Origin of the sequence: Plantactinospora sp. B24E8, from assembly GCF_039871735.1 — a bacterium.
GTDB lineage: Bacteria > Actinomycetota > Actinomycetes > Mycobacteriales > Micromonosporaceae > Plantactinospora.
Genome location: NZ_JBDPMH010000021.1, coordinates 31154 through 46274, shown reverse-complemented (window position 1 = coordinate 46274; position 15121 = coordinate 31154). Strand labels below are relative to the sequence as shown.

At 73.5% G+C, this 15121-nt stretch carries 14 protein-coding genes and 2 pseudogenes; 6 read left to right on the top strand and 10 right to left on the bottom strand.

All coding sequences use genetic code 11. The features are described 5' to 3' along the window. Positions 1 to 63: 63 nt before the first annotated feature. From ABGB21_RS25115 to ABGB21_RS25105, 3 genes and pseudogenes are all read right to left on the bottom strand, one after another. Positions 64 to 591: a PepSY domain-containing protein gene (locus ABGB21_RS25115; RefSeq protein ID WP_347679836.1), complete on the bottom strand. Its 528-nt coding sequence runs from the start codon at positions 589 to 591 to the stop codon at positions 64 to 66. Between the two features lie 113 nt (positions 592 to 704). Then, positions 705 to 1589: pseudogene (locus ABGB21_RS25110) on the bottom strand (low temperature requirement protein A); the annotation flags it as partial. Positions 1590 to 1614: 25 nt separating this feature from the next. Then, positions 1615 to 1902 (bottom strand): low temperature requirement protein A, encoded by a 288-nt coding sequence (locus tag ABGB21_RS25105; protein ID WP_347657898.1) that lies wholly within the window; start codon positions 1900 to 1902, stop codon positions 1615 to 1617. Positions 1903 to 2034: 132 nt separating this feature from the next. Between ABGB21_RS25105 and ABGB21_RS25100 the strand changes: the two genes are divergently transcribed. Then, on the top strand, positions 2035 to 2382 hold the full coding sequence (locus ABGB21_RS25100) for a low temperature requirement protein A (RefSeq protein WP_347657897.1): 348 nt from the start codon (positions 2035 to 2037) through the stop codon (positions 2380 to 2382). Positions 2383 to 2501: 119 nt separating this feature from the next. Here the strand turns inward: ABGB21_RS25100 and ABGB21_RS25095 are convergent, their stop codons facing one another. The 3 genes from ABGB21_RS25095 to ABGB21_RS25085 form a co-directional block, all read right to left on the bottom strand. After that, positions 2502 to 3701, bottom strand: a complete 1200-nt coding sequence (locus tag ABGB21_RS25095) for a HAMP domain-containing sensor histidine kinase (RefSeq protein WP_347679834.1) — start codon at positions 3699 to 3701, stop codon at positions 2502 to 2504. Positions 3702 to 3836: 135 nt separating this feature from the next. After that, the gene (locus tag ABGB21_RS25090) at positions 3837 to 4553 is read right to left on the bottom strand and encodes a response regulator transcription factor (protein WP_347657895.1); all 717 of its coding nucleotides are present in this window, start codon (positions 4551 to 4553) and stop codon (positions 3837 to 3839) included. A 30-nt stretch (positions 4554 to 4583) separates the two neighbouring features. Continuing rightward, the gene (locus ABGB21_RS25085) at positions 4584 to 5399 is read right to left on the bottom strand and encodes an SAM-dependent methyltransferase (protein ID WP_347657894.1); all 816 of its coding nucleotides are present in this window, start codon (positions 5397 to 5399) and stop codon (positions 4584 to 4586) included. Positions 5400 to 5545: 146 nt separating this feature from the next. Between ABGB21_RS25085 and ABGB21_RS25080 the strand changes: the two genes are divergently transcribed. Further along, on the top strand, positions 5546 to 6061 hold the full coding sequence (locus tag ABGB21_RS25080) for a septum formation initiator (RefSeq protein ID WP_347657893.1): 516 nt from the start codon (positions 5546 to 5548) through the stop codon (positions 6059 to 6061). Positions 6062 to 6144: 83 nt separating this feature from the next. Here the strand turns inward: ABGB21_RS25080 and ABGB21_RS25075 are convergent, their stop codons facing one another. Together ABGB21_RS25075 and ABGB21_RS25070 are read right to left on the bottom strand one after the other, a co-directional pair. After that, positions 6145 to 7098 (bottom strand): terpene synthase, encoded by a 954-nt coding sequence (locus tag ABGB21_RS25075; protein WP_347657892.1) that lies wholly within the window; start codon positions 7096 to 7098, stop codon positions 6145 to 6147. A gap of 36 nt (positions 7099 to 7134) precedes the next feature. Continuing rightward, positions 7135 to 7764, bottom strand: a complete 630-nt coding sequence (locus ABGB21_RS25070; RefSeq protein ID WP_347679832.1) for a TIGR03085 family metal-binding protein — start codon at positions 7762 to 7764, stop codon at positions 7135 to 7137. A 203-nt stretch (positions 7765 to 7967) separates the two neighbouring features. Here ABGB21_RS25070 and ABGB21_RS25065 point away from each other — a divergent pair, with 203 nt between their 5' ends. Further along, a complete protein-coding gene (locus ABGB21_RS25065) occupies positions 7968 to 10034 on the top strand; it encodes an ABC transporter ATP-binding protein (protein ID WP_347657890.1) in 2067 nt (688 codons plus the stop codon). 73 nt (positions 10035 to 10107) lie between these two features. Beyond that, a complete protein-coding gene (locus tag ABGB21_RS25060; RefSeq protein ID WP_347657889.1) occupies positions 10108 to 11901 on the top strand; it encodes an ABC transporter ATP-binding protein in 1794 nt (597 codons plus the stop codon). A 67-nt stretch (positions 11902 to 11968) separates the two neighbouring features. Here ABGB21_RS25060 and ABGB21_RS25055 read toward each other — a convergent pair whose 3' ends face one another. Continuing rightward, on the bottom strand, positions 11969 to 12424 hold the full coding sequence (locus ABGB21_RS25055) for a hypothetical protein (protein WP_347657888.1): 456 nt from the start codon (positions 12422 to 12424) through the stop codon (positions 11969 to 11971). A 185-nt stretch (positions 12425 to 12609) separates the two neighbouring features. Here ABGB21_RS25055 and ABGB21_RS25050 point away from each other — a divergent pair. Both ABGB21_RS25050 and ABGB21_RS25045 read left to right on the top strand, forming a co-directional pair. Beyond that, positions 12610 to 13215: pseudogene (locus tag ABGB21_RS25050) on the top strand (DUF2470 domain-containing protein); the annotation flags it as partial. Between the two features lie 426 nt (positions 13216 to 13641). Beyond that, complete coding sequence (locus ABGB21_RS25045) at positions 13642 to 14406, top strand: SDR family NAD(P)-dependent oxidoreductase (RefSeq protein WP_347657887.1); 765 nt, start codon at positions 13642 to 13644, stop codon at positions 14404 to 14406. A gap of 54 nt (positions 14407 to 14460) precedes the next feature. On the opposite strand, the gene ABGB21_RS25040 is transcribed toward ABGB21_RS25045, so the two are convergent. Continuing rightward, positions 14461 to 15105: a TetR family transcriptional regulator gene (locus ABGB21_RS25040; RefSeq protein WP_347657886.1), complete on the bottom strand. Its 645-nt coding sequence runs from the start codon at positions 15103 to 15105 to the stop codon at positions 14461 to 14463. Between the last annotated feature and the right edge of the window lie 16 nt (positions 15106 to 15121).

Below are 15121 nucleotides of genomic sequence, written 5' to 3'. Positions count from 1 at the left end.
CGGCGGCAGCGCGACGGCCGCACCGCCAAGGGGGCGGTACGGCCGTTCGTCGGGGCAGGTTGCTCAGTCGTCGTCCCGGTCGTCGTCGTCGTCATCGTCGTCGTCCCGGTCGCGGTCGTCCCGGTCGTCGTCCCGGTCGCGGTCGGTCTTGACGATGTCGCCGGTGCTGGTGTCGACGTCGACCTCGACCTCCCAGCCGTCCTGCTGGATCTCCACGCTCCAGACCGTCCGGCCGTGTTCCCGCTCCCGCTCGACCTCGTCGACCCGGCCGCCGCCGGCCTGGCCGAGCGCGATCTCCACCGCGCGTTCCCGGCTGATCGGATCGTCCGTGCCGGGGCTGGTGGTGCTGGGAGCACCGGTCGACGGGCCGCCGGTCGAGGTGGTGGCGGTCGACGGGCCGCTGGTCGACGGGGCGGCCCGAACGGTGCCCGGCTCGGTGGCCGGCGCGGTGGCCGTGGCGGTCGCCACCGGTGCGGCGCCGAGCCCGCGTTCGCCCTGCTCCGCCGCGTTGGCCCCGATCGCGGTGCCGACGACGGCGAGTACGGCGAGCGCACCGCCGATGCCCAGGACCATCGTGTTGCGCCGGATCATGTCCCCTCCTCGGTGCTGAGTCCTCTGTGCTGTCACCCTCAGAGGTTCGCCCGAGCGGGGATAGCGGCGCACTGTGCGAATGCTAAGCCGAGGTAAAGATCCGGCCCCGCCGGTCAGCCGGCGTGCGGGGCCGGCATCGGCAGGTGGGCCCGGGTCAGCAGCAGGTTGACGGCCGCGACACCGGTCAGCACGGCCAGCACGACCAGCGCCGACATCATCGGCGGCAGCACCGTCGCCGTCGGGGCCAGCACGAGCAACCCGACCAGACCGACGATCTGGGGTCGGTCCAGCCGGGCGAAGACGATCCGGTCGAGCAGCAGCCGGCCGAACAGGAACAGTGCGGGGCCGCCGAAGATCAGCATCGCCGTCGCGGCCGGCGTGGCGCCGAACGGCCGGGCGATGACAAGCTCGTTGGCGGCGGCCGTTCCGAGGATGCCGCTCACCAGGACCAGGTGGACGAGGGCGGTCAACTGGCTACGCCGCCACGGGTTCGACGACTCGGCGATGCCGCTGGTCATCAACTCCCCGGCACGGTGGATGTAGATCCGCCAGATCAGCACCGTCGTGCCGAACACCACCGCGAGGGCGAGGGTGTCGGCGAGCCGGTGCGCACTGCCGCTGTACGCCCGACCGGTCAGGAAGATGGCGACCCCGAGCGCGATGATCACGAACTGCCGGTACCGCTCGGAGACCCGCTCACCCACCTGCACCGGCGGCGGGGCGAGCCGCTGCCGGGCCCACGGTGTCGGCCAGCTGAGCAGCACGCCGAGCATCTCCACCGCCGCCGCCACCGTCCAGAGCGCCAGCCGCACCTGTTGCGGCAGCAACGCCCCGACGATCCACGGCACCGCGGCGAGGAGTACCCAGAAGAGCACCCGGGGCGGCCGCCCCCGGACCGGCTCCGGCGCCCGCGCCCGGGCCAGCAGCACCAGGTTGTACGCGCCGCTGCCGACGTGCGTCGCCAGGTAGGCGACCACGAACAGCAGGCCCCGCTGTTCGTACGCGGCGGGACGGCGGCGGACATCACCAGGACGCCCGCCGTGCCCAGACGAACTGCGGTACGTGGGTCCACCGGTTCAGGTCGACCGTGTCCCCGGCCCCCCACGAGGTCAGGGCCCAGAGCAGGGCGAAGGGCACCAGCAGCACCAGCGCCTCGGCGGCGCCCAGCGGGGTCAGGTCGGCGAGCAGCCGCTCGGTCAGGGTGATCATGGCGGCGACGTACGCCAGGTCGAAGAAGAGCTCCAGCAGGGCGGGGCGGCTCGTCGACGCCAGGCCGGGCGGCGACATCCGCTCCCTGTCGCCCTCCGCCATCGACCGGCCTGCCTCCCGTGCCCCGCCCTCGTCCGACGTCTCCGAGCCTATGAGCCGTTCGGGTGCCCCGTCCCGGGTTCCCCACGTGCGAAGCGTCCGCCTTTGTAGCGTTGCCACGGGTCACCGGGGGTGATGGTCGGCGGTGTCCTGCTGATCTCCACCGGCACCTCGCTCGTGGTCGGCGACCCCTACCGCGACCCGCCGCTGTCCTGGGTCCTGATCCTGCTCGGTGGTCCCGCACTCTTCCTGCTCGGCACGCTGTTCTTCGAGATCGTGGTGACCGGCCGCCTCCTTGGCACCCGGGTGACCGCGATCGTGGTGCTCGCCGCGAGCGGGCCGGCGATGCCACTGTTGCCGTCGCTGGCGGTCATGGCGGTCCCGACTCTCGTCCTGCTCGGCACCCTTGTGGTCGAGTTGGCCGTCAACCGGGCTGGGGCCACCGCCGAGTCATCGCCGGGATGGCCGGCGCCGCCACAGTGAGGCAGCGCCGCCACAGTGAGGCAGCGCGGCAGCGCCGCCACAGTGAGGCAGGGCCGTCGGAACGGCAGCGGTGAGGCAGCGCCGTCGGGGGTGTCCACCCGCGGACGGTACGGCGCCGGTCAGGCCGGCGGGACCGCCGGCGACCGGGTGGGTGGGCCGAGGGTGAGCGCGACCCGGGCGCCGCCACCGATCCCGCTGGCCAGTTCGAGTTGTCCGCCGCTGTCCCGGGCGGCCCGGCGAGCGATGTCCAGCCCCAGCCCGGTCGAACCGCCGGCGCTCGCCCCCCGTTCCACCAGCGTCGCCGGGTTCAGCACCGCCGACGGCAGTCCCGGACCGGCGTCCGCGACGGTCAGCAACGCGCCGCCGCCGACCTTCGGCACACAGGTGACCGAGAACCCGACCCCGTCCGGGGTGTGTGCGAAGACGTTGCCGAGCAGCGCGTCCAGGACCGCCGCCAGGTCGTCGGCGGGCAGCCGTACCGGCAGTGGGTGGTCGGCGAGGTCGACGGCGACCGTCCGGCCGGTGTCCTCGGCCAGCACCGTCCAGAACGCCACCCGGTCCCGGACCACCTCGGTCGCGTCGCAGACACCCTCGGCACCGCTCGGGCCGCCGGGGCCGGCCTCGGTCGTGCCGCGGCGCCGGGCCTGCCGGATCAGCCCGGTCACCGCCCGCTCCACCGCGTCGATCCGGTTGCCGATCCGGGCCGCCTCCGCCGGGTCGGTCAACGACTCGGCCTCCAGCCGCAACGACGTCAACGGGGTACGCAGCCGGTGCGACAGGTCCGCCAACTGCTCCCGTTCCTCCCGGAGCAGCTCCTGGATCCGGGCGGCCAGGTGGTTGAGCGCGCCGGCGACCGCCCGCAGTTCCGGTGGCCCCGACGGCCGGGCCCGGGCGGTCAGTTCCGCCCCGGCGAGCCGCAACGACACCGACGACAGCTCGCTGATCGGCGCCACCATCGACCGGGCCAACCGGTCGGCGACGACCAGGCCGAGCAGCAGCAGGGCCACGCCGAGCCCGGCGAGGACCAGCCACGACCGGTACACCCCCCGGACCAGCTCGGCCCGGGGGACGAAGGTGCGGACCACCGCCGTACCGTCCGGCCGGCCCTGCACCGCGACCAGGATCTCCCGGCCCTCCGGCCCGGCCACGGTCAGGCTTTCGCCCCGTGCCGCGAGCGCCACCCCGGGGCTGCGTTCCGACGGCGTCCCGAGCGCCGAACCGTCCGGCAGGAAGACCGTGACCGGCCGGCCGGCCAGCGCGCCGACCTGGTCGGCGGCGAGCCCCAGCCGGGCCGGGTCGGCGGTGCCGACCAGCGGCACCAGCCCCTGGACCTCGGCGGTGGCCGCCGAGGTCCCGGTCGGCCGCGGCGTCGCGCAACAGCACCGCCAGCGGGACCAGGAAGGCCAGCAACACCAGGCAGGTGGTGGCGGCGACCAACAGGGTCAGCCGGCGCCTCACCGGACACCTCCGGGATCGCCGGCCGGCTCGTCACCGGGCGCGGCGAGCCGCACCCCGACCCCGCGTACGGTGTGCAGGTAGCGCGGCCGCTGCGCGGTCTCCCCGAGCTTGCGGCGCAACCACGACAGGTGTACGTCCACCGTCTTGTCCGCCCCGCCGTACGGCAACTGCCACACCTCGGTCAGCAGTTCCCGTTTACTCACCACCTGGCCGGCCCGGGTGGCGAGGTAGTGCAGCAGTTCGAACTCCCGGGGGGTCAGCTCGACGGGGGTGCCGGCCAGGGTCGCCAGCCGGGCGCCCGGGTCGACCCGCAGGTCACCGACGGCCAGCACCGGCGGCCCGCCGGCCGGGCCGGTGCCCCGGCGCAGTACCGCCCGGATCCGGGCGTCGAGCTGGGCCGCGGTGAACGGCTTCACCAGATAGTCGTCGGCACCCGAGTCCAACCCGCGGATGATCTCGGTCTCGTCGTCCCGGGCGGTCGCGATGATCACCGGGGTGGTGTTGACCGCGCGCAGCATCCGGAGCAACTCCAGCCCGTCCAGGTCAGGCAGGCCCAGATCGAGGACCACAAGGTCGGGGCGGTGGTCGAGGACCGCCTGCAGGCCACTCATCGCGGTCGCGACGGCGGCGACGGCGTGCCCCCGCTCACGCAGCGCGTGCAGGAGCGGATTGCGGATCGCCGGATCGTCCTCGATGAGCAGTAGGCGTGCCACACCGGAACGGTAACCGGTGCCGTCGGCGGCTCAGGGGATCCGGGCGACACCGCCGTACATGCATATGTCGACCGGGTCCGGGATCTCGGCACCGGGGGCGGGCCGCCACTGCGCGAGCGGCACGACCCCCGGCTCGACCAGCTCCAGGCCGTCGAAGAACCGGTCGACCTCCGCCCGGCTCCGGGTCCGGCTCAGCCCACCGCTGGCGGCGTTCGCCTGTTCCAGCCGCTCGACGACCCCGGCCGGCAGGCCGTCGTACGTGCCGTGGGAGAGCACCAGGTAGCTGCCCGGGGGCAGCGCGTCGACGAACCGCCGGACGACGCCGTACGGGTCCTCGAAGTCCCGGACGAAGTGCACCACCGCCGCCAGCGTCAGGCCGACCGGCTGGCCGAGGTCGAGGGTGTGCCGCAGTTCGGGGGCGTCCAGGATCGAGTCAGGGTCGCGAACGTCGCGCTCCAGGTAGACGGTCCGGCCCTCGGGCGTGGAGGTCAGCAGCGCCCGGGCGTGGCTCATCACCAGCGGGTCGTTGTCGACGTAGACGACCCGGGACCCGGGGGCGATCCGCTGGGCGAGTTCGTGGACGTTGTCCGCGGTGGGCAGGCCGGTGCCGACGTCGAGGAACTGCCGGATCCCGGCCTCGCCAGCCAGGAACTCCACCGTACGTCGCAGGAAGTCGCGGTTGGCGCGGGCGGCGATCCGGACGGTCGGGAAGGCGGCGGCCACCTGGTCGCCGGACTCGCGGTCGGCGGCGAAGTGGTCCTTGCCGCCGAGCCAGTAGTTGTAGCGGCGGGCGGGGTGGGCGACGGTGGTGTCGAGTTTGCTGCCCGGGGGGCTCGGGTCGGTCACGGGAAAGATTATGATCCATGCCGCCCGCCGGCCGGGAGCACCCGTCGGGTCGAGAGTGGGTGCCCGCCGGGTCGAGGGCGGGTGCTTTACCGTCTCTTAGGCTTCGCCGGCCCCGGCCTTAACTTCCGGCCGGGCATGATCGGAGCATGCGTCGACGTACCGTGTTCGCGGTCGGTGGTTGGCTGCTCGCCGCGTTGGCCGCCACCGGCACCGGGTTGGCCGCCGTCCGGGTGATCGGTGCGGATCTCACCGGGCCGGCGGGCGAGGTCCGCACCCCGGAGGAGGTGGCCCGGGCGCTGGCGGAGGTTCCGACCGGCCCGACTCCCACCAACGCCATGCCGGGCAGCCACACACCGGTCCCGTCCGGTCCGGCGGTCCCCGGGTCCCCGACTCCCGGCACCCCGGCGACCACCCCGCCGGTCGCCGGAGCCCGGCTGCTCGCCACCCCGGGCGGCACGATCGTCGCCCGGTGTGACGGCGGCCAGGTGTGGCTGGTCTCCTGGACCCCGGCCCAGGGCTTCCGGGCCGAGGACGTCGACCGTGGGCCGGACGACGACGCCGAGGTCACCTTCCGGGGTACGAGTCGCCGTCTCGACGTCGAGGTCGAGTGCCGGAACGGGGAACCGGTCCCGTCCTGGCAGGACCACAGCGACGACGACTGACAGCCCCGCCGGGCCCGGAGCAGGTCGCCGCGCAGGTGGTCGTGGCCGTCGCGCGGTGACCGGGCGAGGGCGGGCGCGGCGGATCACTGGTAGCGGCTCGCCCGCAACGACCAGTCGTAGCTGCCCCGGATCCAGCACCGGCGGGCGGTGACGAACCGGACCGTCTCGGCGTCCGCGTCGACCAGCAGTTCCGACTCCACCCGCAGGTACGTCCGCAGTGCCGCGTTGAACCGGTCGGCGGCGCCGACGAGGGCGGACCGTTCCGGGGCGGCGTCGGCGCTCCGGTGCAGCACGACGACCAGATTGTGCCCGTCGCCGCCCTGCCGCCACTCCTTGTCGTAGGAGAAGATGTCGTTGCACCAGCACACCAGGTCGGTGGCCAGGTTGTCCAAGGTGGACGCACGGGGGTCGGTCCGGTGCGCGGCGTCGCCGCCGCCGTACACCAGGTCGGTGACGGTCAGACTCGGCCGTACGCCGCCGGTGTGCCGCCGCATCTGCAGGTACTCCGCCACCGCCGGGACCCGGGACCGCTCCCGGTTCGCCGCCTCCCAGAGCAGGGCGAGCAGGTAGTCACGCATCTGGTTGGTGAATCGGAGCAGCAGGTGCGGCGAGTTGTGACCGCGTACCCGTCGACACAGGTCGTGCAGGGCGGCGCCGGCCGGGCCGGCGACGGTGGCCGGGTCCGGCGGCGCCGGTCCGCCGAGCAGGTCCAGGACGTCCAACAGTCCGCCGACGACCGGGGCGAGCCGACCGGGGTCCCGGCCGAGCCCGTCGTCGTCACACCTGTCGTCGAAGGCGAACAGCCAGGTGAAGAGATCGGTGAGCAGACGCAGCGGCGCCGGCCCGGCGTCCGGGCAGGCCCGCCCGGCCAACTCCGCCGCGCTCGCCCGGTCCAGTCGGCGCAGCGTGTCCGGGGTGGACACCAGGCCGAGTTCGGTGGCCCAGCGCAGCGACTGGTGCCCCACCTCCCCGACGTGTCCGTTGACCCGGTCGGGGAACGGCGGACGGGTCAACGCCGCCACGGCGAGGGTGCGCATCCTGCTCCTGTCGCGTGCGCCGGTCCTGCTGGGGGGTCAGATTCCGAGCTTTGCGGTCCGCAGCCGGTCGGTGAGGGCGGCGGGACCGACCAGCTGCACCCGGGCGACCCGCTGGCGGCCGAACAGGAACATGGTCAACTCGGCCGGCGAGCCGACCAGCCGGAGCTGATCCCCGCCGGCCCCGACCGTGGCCTCGCCGTGGTTCGGCGCCTGGACGAGCAGCGCGGCCGGGAATCGGCGCAGCGACATCCGGGCCAGCGACGGTATCCGTTTCCAGAGCGCGGCCTGGTGGTCCTCGGGCAGCTGCCGGGGTTGCCAGCCGGGCTCGGCGCGGCGGACGTCCTCGTAATGGACGAAGAACTCGGTCAGGTTGGCCAGTTCGTCGACCGGCGGCAGGCTCAGCGGGCTCCACCGGGGGCGGTGCCGGACCAGGTCGACGAGCTGCGGGTACGGCCGGGACGCGAACTCCTGCAACACCCGTTCGGCGTGTCCGCGCAGCGGCCGGAGCAGGATCCCGGCGGCCGCGTCCGGCCGGCGCTCCCGGAGCACCAGGTGGGCGGCGAGGTGGCGGGTGGCCCACTCCGGGATGATCGTCGGTGCCTCCGGACCACGGGCGAGGAGAAGGTCGGCCAGTGCGTGACGCTCCGAATCCGCGTACCGGGGCATGTGCCTGATCCTAGGCCGATCTTCGGGCGATCGTGTCGGGCTGTGTGACGGCCAACACAATCCGCGCCCGACTGTCCTCCGTCGAGCCGGTCGGTTCGTCACGGGCGCCGCCGATCGGTAAGGATGATCTGGACGAAGAACGCTTACGCCGGCGCCGGCCCGAACGCGCCGTGCCGGGCGATCACGGTGACGCGGGGGAAACTGTGGCGGGTGGGACGAGCCGGGACGTGCTGGCCAAGGGAATCCGGATCCTCGGCTACGCGATCCGGGACGAACCCCGGATCTTCACGATCGCCGCTGCCGGCAGCGTCGTCTACAGCCTGCTCATCGTCGCCAGCGCGTACGTCGTCGGCGCGGTGGTCGGCAACGTGGTGGTGCCGTCGCTGGAGCGGGGCGAGGCGGACGTCGGTGCCGTCGCGCTCGGCGCGGCCGCGCTGCTGGCGGTGAGCCTCGGCCGGGTGCTGGGCATGTTCGGCCGCCGAATCGGCGCCGGATACATGCAGTACCGGCTGCAGGCGAGCTACCGCCGCCGGGTCACCCGGCGCTACCTCGAACTGCCGCTCGCCTGGCACCAGCGGCACGCCACCGGCACCCTGCTCTCCAACGCCAACTCCGACGTCGAGGCGGCCTGGTTCCCGATCGCACCGCTGCCGTTCGCGGTCGGCACCCTGGTGATGCTGGTCGCCGCGATGGCCTCGCTCTTCGTCACCGACTGGGTGCTGGCCCTGGTCGGTGTCGCGATCTTCCCGGCGTTGTTCGCCCTGAACGTCGTCTACTCCCGGCGGATGGCGCCCCGGCAGTCCCGCGCCCAGCAGATGCGGGCAGAGGTCAGCGCGATCGCCCACGAGAGTTTCGACGGCGCGCTGGTGGTCAAGACCATGGGCCAGGAGGCCCGGGAGACGGCCCGGTTCGCGGCCCAGGCCGGCGAACTGCGGGACGCGCTGATCTCGGTCGGTCGGCTGCGCGGGGTCTTCGACCCGATGCTGGAGACCCTGCCGAGCCTCGGCACCCTGGCGGTGCTGCTGGTCGGCGCGGTCCGGCTGAGTCAGGGCGCGGTCACCATCACCGAACTGGTCAGCGTCGCGTTCCTCTTCACGGTGCTGGCCTTCCCGGTCCGGGCGATCGGCTGGGTGCTGGCCGAACTGCCGCGCAGTGTCGCCGGCTGGGAACGGCTGCAGACCGTGCTCACCGCGACCGGCGAGATGCCGTACGGCGACACGACCCTGGACCGGGCCGACGACCGGCCCGCCACCCTGGACTTCGACCGGGTCAGCTTCAGCTACCCGCCGGGGGAGTCGGCCACCGTCGCCGTGCCGGCCGACCCGGCGCCGCCGACCGCCGAACCCGCCGCCCCGGTGCCCGCCCCGGCACCGCCCGCAACGGCGTCGGGCACCGGGCCGGCACCGGTCGGCACGCCGGTGCTGCACGAGGTGTCGTTCACCGTGCCACCCGGCCGGACGGTCGCGCTGGTCGGTCCCACCGGTTCCGGCAAGTCGACGATCGCCGCCCTCGCGGTCCGGCTGGTCGACCCCGACACCGGCACGGTGACCCTGGACGGGGTCGACGTCCGGTCGCTGACCGCCGCCTCGCTCTCGGCCAACACCGCCCTCGTCGCCCAGGTGCCGTTCGTCTTCGACGACACCATCCGGGAGAACGTCACCCTGGGCCGGGACGGCATCGGCGACGAGGACGTCTGGGCGGCTCTGCGGCTCGCCGAGGCGGACGGCTTCGTGTCGGCACTGCCGGACGGGCTGGACACCGTGGTGGGGGAGCGGGGTGCCGCGCTCTCCGGGGGACAGCGGCAACGCCTCACCCTGGCCCGCGCCCTGGCCGGTCGGCCCCGGCTGCTGGTACTCGACGACGCGACCAGCGCGGTCGACCCGAGGGTGGAGGCGGCGATCCTGGCCGCGCTGCGTGGCGGACGCACAGCCACGCCGGAGACCGGGCGCCCGGCCGACGGGACTTCCGCCACGCCGGACGGCGGTGCCGGTCCCGACGGCGGTGCCGGTCCGCTCAACCCGGCCACCTCGATCCTGGTGGTGGCCTACCGCCGGGCGACCATCGCGCTCGCCGACGAGGTGGTCTACGTCGAACACGGCCGGGTGGTCGGGCGGGGCACGCACAGCACGTTGCTGCGGACCACCCCCGGGTACGCCGCCCTGGTCACCGCGTACGAACGGGCGGAAGCCGAGCGGGAACGGGACCGGGAGGACGCGCGGACCATCCTCGACGATCCGACGGACCGGCAGGACCAGGAGGTGGGGGCATGAGCGAGCGGAGCGAGCGAATCGGCCAGTTCAGGTTGACGGCTCATGACGCCGACGAGCGCAGCGAGGAGGCGGCATGACCAGTACGACGGTGAGCGCACCCGGGACGGAGCGGACCGAGACCACCTGGCACACCCTGCGTCGTGGCCTGGCCCTCTCCCCGGAGCTGCGGACCGGACTCGCCGGCACGCTCGCCCTGGCCCTGGTCTCGATGGTCGGCCGGGCCGCCGTACCGGTCGCCATCCAGCAGGGCATCGACCGGGGACTGCGGGCACCCGGCGGACCGCACCTGGACGTGGTCGCCTGGGTGGTGGCGGCGACCGCCGCCGTCCTGCTGGTGACGACCGTCTGCGGCTACCTGATGATGCGCCGGCTGTTCACGGTCAGCGAGACCGCGCTGGCCGGGGTCCGGGTCCGGGCCTTCCGGCACGTGCACGACCTGTCGACGCTGCACCAGCAGGCGGAGCGGCGCGGGTCCCTGGTCTCCCGGGTCACCAGCGACGTGGACCAGATCACCCAGTTCCTGCAGTGGGGCGGGGTGATCCTGCTGATCAACGTGGGCCAGGTGGTGGTGACCACCATCGTGATGGCGGTCTACTCCTGGCAGCTGACCCTGGCGGTCTTCGCCGCGTTCGTACCGGCCGCGCTGGTGATCCGGCTGTTCCAGAAGCGGCTGGCGGCGGCGTACGGGGTGGTTCGGCAGCGGATGGGCGCGATGCTCGCCGCCGTCTCGGAGAGTGTCGTCGGGGCGCCGGTGATCCGGGCGTACGGCGTCGCGGGGCGGACCGCCGCCCGGCTGGACCGGACCATCGACGGGCAGCGCCGGGCCCAGCAGCGGGCGATCCGGACCAGCGTGATCAGCTTCTCCACCGGGGAGATCGCCGCCGGGCTGGCCCTGGCCGGTGTGGTGCTGCTCGGGGTCCGGCTGGGCGTCGACGGGACGATCGGCATCGGTGAACTGACCGCGTTCCTCTTCCTGGTCACCCTCTTCATCCAGCCGGTGCAGATCGCGACCGAGGTGCTCAACGAGGCGCAGAACGCGATCGCGGGCTGGCGCCGGGTGCTCGACGTACTGGACGTGGAGCCGGACGTGGCGGACCCGGGGGAGCAGGGGGTCGAGCTGCCGCCCGGGCCGATCGACATCCGGTTCGCCGACGTCGGCTACCGCTATCCGGGCGGCCCGCCGGTGCTGGTGGACGTGGACGTGGAGATCCCGGCCAAGACCCGGGTCGCGGTGGTCGGGGAGACCGGCAGCGGCAAGACCACCTTCGCGAAGCTGCTGACCCGGCTGATGGACCCGTCCACCGGGGCGGTGCTGCTCTCCGGCGTACCGCTGGACCGGGTCCGGTTCGCCTCGCTGCGCTCCCGGGTGGTGATGGTGCCGCAGGACGGGTTCCTCTTCGACGCGACGGTGGCGGAGAACATCCGGTTCGGCCGTCCGGAGCTCTCCGACGACGACCTGGCCCGGGCCATGGTCGAACTCGGTCTCGGCGACTGGGTGGCCGGCCTGCCGGCCGGGCTGGCGACCCCGGTCGGGGAGCGGGGCGAGGCGCTGAGCGTGGGTGAGCGGCAGTTGGTCGCGCTGGCCCGGGCGTACGTCGCAGACCCGGACCTGCTGGTGCTGGACGAGGCGACCAGCGCGGTCGACCCGGCGACGGAGGTACGGCTGCAGCGAACCCTGGATGCGGTGACCCGGGGGCGGACCACGGTGGCGATCGCGCACCGGCTCTCCACCGCCCAGGCCGCCGACGAGGTGATCGTGGTCGACAAGGGTCGGATCGTGCAGCGTGGACCGCACGACGAGCTGGTCCGGGATCCGGAGTCGACCTACGGCCTGCTCTACGCCTCATGGTTGGAGCAGACCAGGTGAACGTCCGGTCGCGGTCGGGACCACCGGTGACACCTGTCGCGGTCCGCCCGTCGGTGTCGTCCGCCCGCTACGCGGGTCCGAGGCAGAAGAGCACGTCGACGTAGTCCGACCGGCCGGCCCAGTTCGAGTAGTGGTATTCCGTGTAGTCGGCGCTGTCCGCCTGGCAGATGGCGTCCGCCTCGGCCTCGTCGGAGATCTCCTGCTCGATCCGGCCGAGTACGCGTAGCGCGCCGGCGGCGTCGCATGCCGCGATCCTGAGGATCGGGCTTTCGGCGGTTCCGACGTTCGCGGCGCACTGTCCGGGCTGGAGGAAACCCTCGTCGCCGTTGGCGAGCCGAACGGGAGGCGTCTCCTGGACGGTGGAGGTGGTCGACGTCGGGACGGCCCGGGGTGGTTCTGCCGGGTCGAAGCGGTCCGCCAGTTCGAACAGGCCGACGATGAGGCCGACGCCGGCGCCGATCACGGTGAGCCAGAAGGCGACCCGCGTTGCCCGTCCGCGACCCGACACGCCCTGGTCCGCCATCGTGCCTCCCGGTGCCCCGCGGTCACCGTTCGGGGCGATCGACAATGGTCAGCCCATGCTCACACATCTCGACGCGGGTCGGTTCGGTCGGTGGGACCGGCCGGGATACCGGGATGGACGATGATGAAACAGTAGGTTAGCCTGCCCTAACACTAAGGTCAGCCTAACCACTGGAGGTTGTCGTCATGCAGCCCAGCCCCGCGGAGGTGGCCCGCACCCTGGCCGCCGGTCGGCTCGCCGGTACCGCCCAGGTGGCGTACCGGCCGGGGCCGCACCAGGTCCGGCACGCCACCGACCCCTCCGGGCGGGTTCTGCTGCTCGTCTCGGTGGTCAGCGACCTGGCGGCGGCGCTGCGACCGGCCGGCGCCGTCGGGCAGCCGGCCGGCCCGTCCGGCATGGCCGGGCATCCGGCTGGTGGTGGTCGGGCTGCGGCGGTGGTCCTCGACGTGCGGGACCTGCCGCCGTCCGCCGGCGCGCCGTCGCTCGGCCGGCTGCGGATCTCCGGCTGGGCCCGGCCGCTCGGCGGCGACGCGGCCCGCCGGGCGGCGGTCGACTTCGCCGAGGTGGTACCGACCGGTGACCTGCTCGACGTCGGCCAGCGGTTCACGCTCTACCGCTACGAACCGGCCGAGGTTCGGCTGGACCGCGGTGACGTCCGGTACGACATCGACCCGATCGAGTACGCCGCCGCCGAGCCGGACCCGCTGCACGAGCGGGAGGCCGACCTGCTCGCCGACCTCGCCGAGCACCACGGACCGGAGATCGTCGCCTTCGTCCGTCGACAGCTTGGCGGCGCGCGGACCCGGTCCGACCGGAGAACCCGTTGAACCTCCAGACCGGCTGACCGGGCGTCCATGCGCCCGCTGTCGGACACCCGGCGCACCGCGGAGTGCCGGCCGTGTCGGCGCTACCCGCCCGGTTGTCGGATCTCTGCCGCCCCGTGCCGGCCTGCCCGACATTCGCCGCCGTACGCCGACCCGGGTCGTCTCGCCTGGTTGACCGGATCGTCCCTGATTGAGTGGCCTGTCCCTGGTCTGTCCACCGGTGACGGGGTAACCGCAGCGCAGCGTCGCGAGTAGTAGTTGACACGTCAAGCCGGAGCTATGCTTGACGCGTCAAGTACAGGGGGTCGCGGACCCACGAGGTGGCGCGTCCCAGGCGCCCGCCCGGACCGGCTGACCAGCCGTCCGGGTGGAGCGCGGACCAGGGAGGTTTCCATGGGAACGCTGGACGGCAAGATCGTGCTGATCACCGGGACCGGAGGAGGCGTGGGGCGCGTCGCGTCACAGCTCTTCGCCCGGGAGGGCGCGAAGGTGGTCGGCATCGACATCCAACCCGCCGGCAACAACGAGACCGTCGAACTCGTCCGTGGCGCCGGTGGGGAGATGACCGGCATCGCACCGGTTGATCTCACCGATCCGGACCAGGTGCGGCAGGCCGTCGAGGAGGCGGCGGCGGCCTACGGCGGACTCGACGTGGTCTACAACAACGCGGCCGCGCTCCGGTTCGGGCCGATGCCCGACTTCTCGGTCGAGGACTGGCGGGCGACCATCACCGGCGAACTCGACATCCCGTTCTTCGTGTCGAAGTTCGCCTGGCCGCACCTGGTCCGGCGGGGCGGCGGTGTCATCATCAGCGCCGCGTCGATGGCCGGCATGATCGCCGGCCAGGTCCCGCCGATGATCGGGCACGCGGCGGCGAACGCCGGGATCATCGGGATGACGCGGCAGCTCGCGCTCGAGGGCGCGCCGCACGGGATCCGTGCGGTGGCGATCAGTCCCGGACCGATCCTCACCCCGGCCAGTGACCGCGACCTGGGAGACGACCGGGCCGCCCGGGACGCGATCACCGCCAAGACGCTGGTCAAGCGTTTCGCCCGGCCCGAGGAGGTCGCCGAACTGGTGGTCTTCCTCGCCTCCGACCGTGCCGCGTACATCACCGGCGCCAACTACGCGGTCGACGGCGGCGCGACCGCCTGGTGAGTGGTCAGGTCCGCCGGTCGCTGCGGCCCGCCGGCCGGGCCCGTCGGTCGCCGGTCAGGCCGCCCCGGAGTGGCCCGGGAACGTTCCTGCGACGTCCCCGGCCGGTCCGGAGAGGTCGCCGGTGAGGTAGCGCTGCACGGTCGGGGCGATGGCGGCGACGACGACATCCGGCGAGGCCGAGGCGAGCGGTTCCAGCCTGAGGATGTAGCGGGCCATGGCCAGGCCGACCAGTTGGGAGCCGACCAGCGATGTCCGCAGCGGAGCCTCGGCGGGGTCGATCTCGAGCAGGCTGGTCGCCCGGCGGAAGATCTGGGTGACCACGAACTCGCGTAGCAGGCGGGCGGTCCACTCGTTGTTCACCGCCGACCGCATCAGCGCGGCTCCGGCCGTGCCGGCGGGCGAGTCCCAGACCCGCAGGAACGTCCGGATCAGCCGCTCCCCGGCCCGGGTCACGTCTCCGGCGGCGATCTGCGGGATCAGCTCGTCCGGGTCGAACGGGATGTTGATGGTCGCCCGGAAGAGCTGCTCCTTGGTGCCGAAGTAGTGGTGGACCAGCGCCGGGTCGACCCCGGCGCTGGTCGCGATCGCGCGGATCGAGGCGCCGTCGAAGCCGCGTTCGGCGAAGGTGTCCCGGGCAGCAGCGAGGATCGCCTCCCGGGTGTCAGGGTTGCCGGGTCGCCGTCCGCTCCGTCGTGCCATCGCCGTCCTCGTGCTC

What these genes read in the sequence shown, in the direction of transcription:
- ABGB21_RS25115 (WP_347679836.1), bottom strand. Translation starts at nt 591, where the DNA reads ATGATCCGGCGCAACACGATGGTCCTGGGCATCGGCGGTGCGCTCGCC.
- ABGB21_RS25105 (WP_347657898.1), bottom strand. Translation starts at nt 1,902, where the DNA reads ATGGCGGAGGGCGACAGGGAGCGGATGTCGCCGCCCGGCCTGGCGTCG.
- ABGB21_RS25100 (WP_347657897.1), top strand. Translation starts at nt 2,035, where the DNA reads ATGGTCGGCGGTGTCCTGCTGATCTCCACCGGCACCTCGCTCGTGGTC.
- ABGB21_RS25080 (WP_347657893.1), top strand. Translation starts at nt 5,546, where the DNA reads ATGCGTCGACGTACCGTGTTCGCGGTCGGTGGTTGGCTGCTCGCCGCG.
- ABGB21_RS25075 (WP_347657892.1), bottom strand. Translation starts at nt 7,098, where the DNA reads ATGCGCACCCTCGCCGTGGCGGCGTTGACCCGTCCGCCGTTCCCCGAC.
- ABGB21_RS25070 (WP_347679832.1), bottom strand. Translation starts at nt 7,764, where the DNA reads ATGCCCCGGTACGCGGATTCGGAGCGTCACGCACTGGCCGACCTTCTC.
- ABGB21_RS25060 (WP_347657889.1), top strand. Translation starts at nt 10,108, where the DNA reads ATGACCAGTACGACGGTGAGCGCACCCGGGACGGAGCGGACCGAGACC.
- ABGB21_RS25055 (WP_347657888.1), bottom strand. Translation starts at nt 12,424, where the DNA reads ATGGCGGACCAGGGCGTGTCGGGTCGCGGACGGGCAACGCGGGTCGCC.
- ABGB21_RS25045 (WP_347657887.1), top strand. Translation starts at nt 13,642, where the DNA reads ATGGGAACGCTGGACGGCAAGATCGTGCTGATCACCGGGACCGGAGGA.
- ABGB21_RS25040 (WP_347657886.1), bottom strand. Translation starts at nt 15,105, where the DNA reads ATGGCACGACGGAGCGGACGGCGACCCGGCAACCCTGACACCCGGGAG.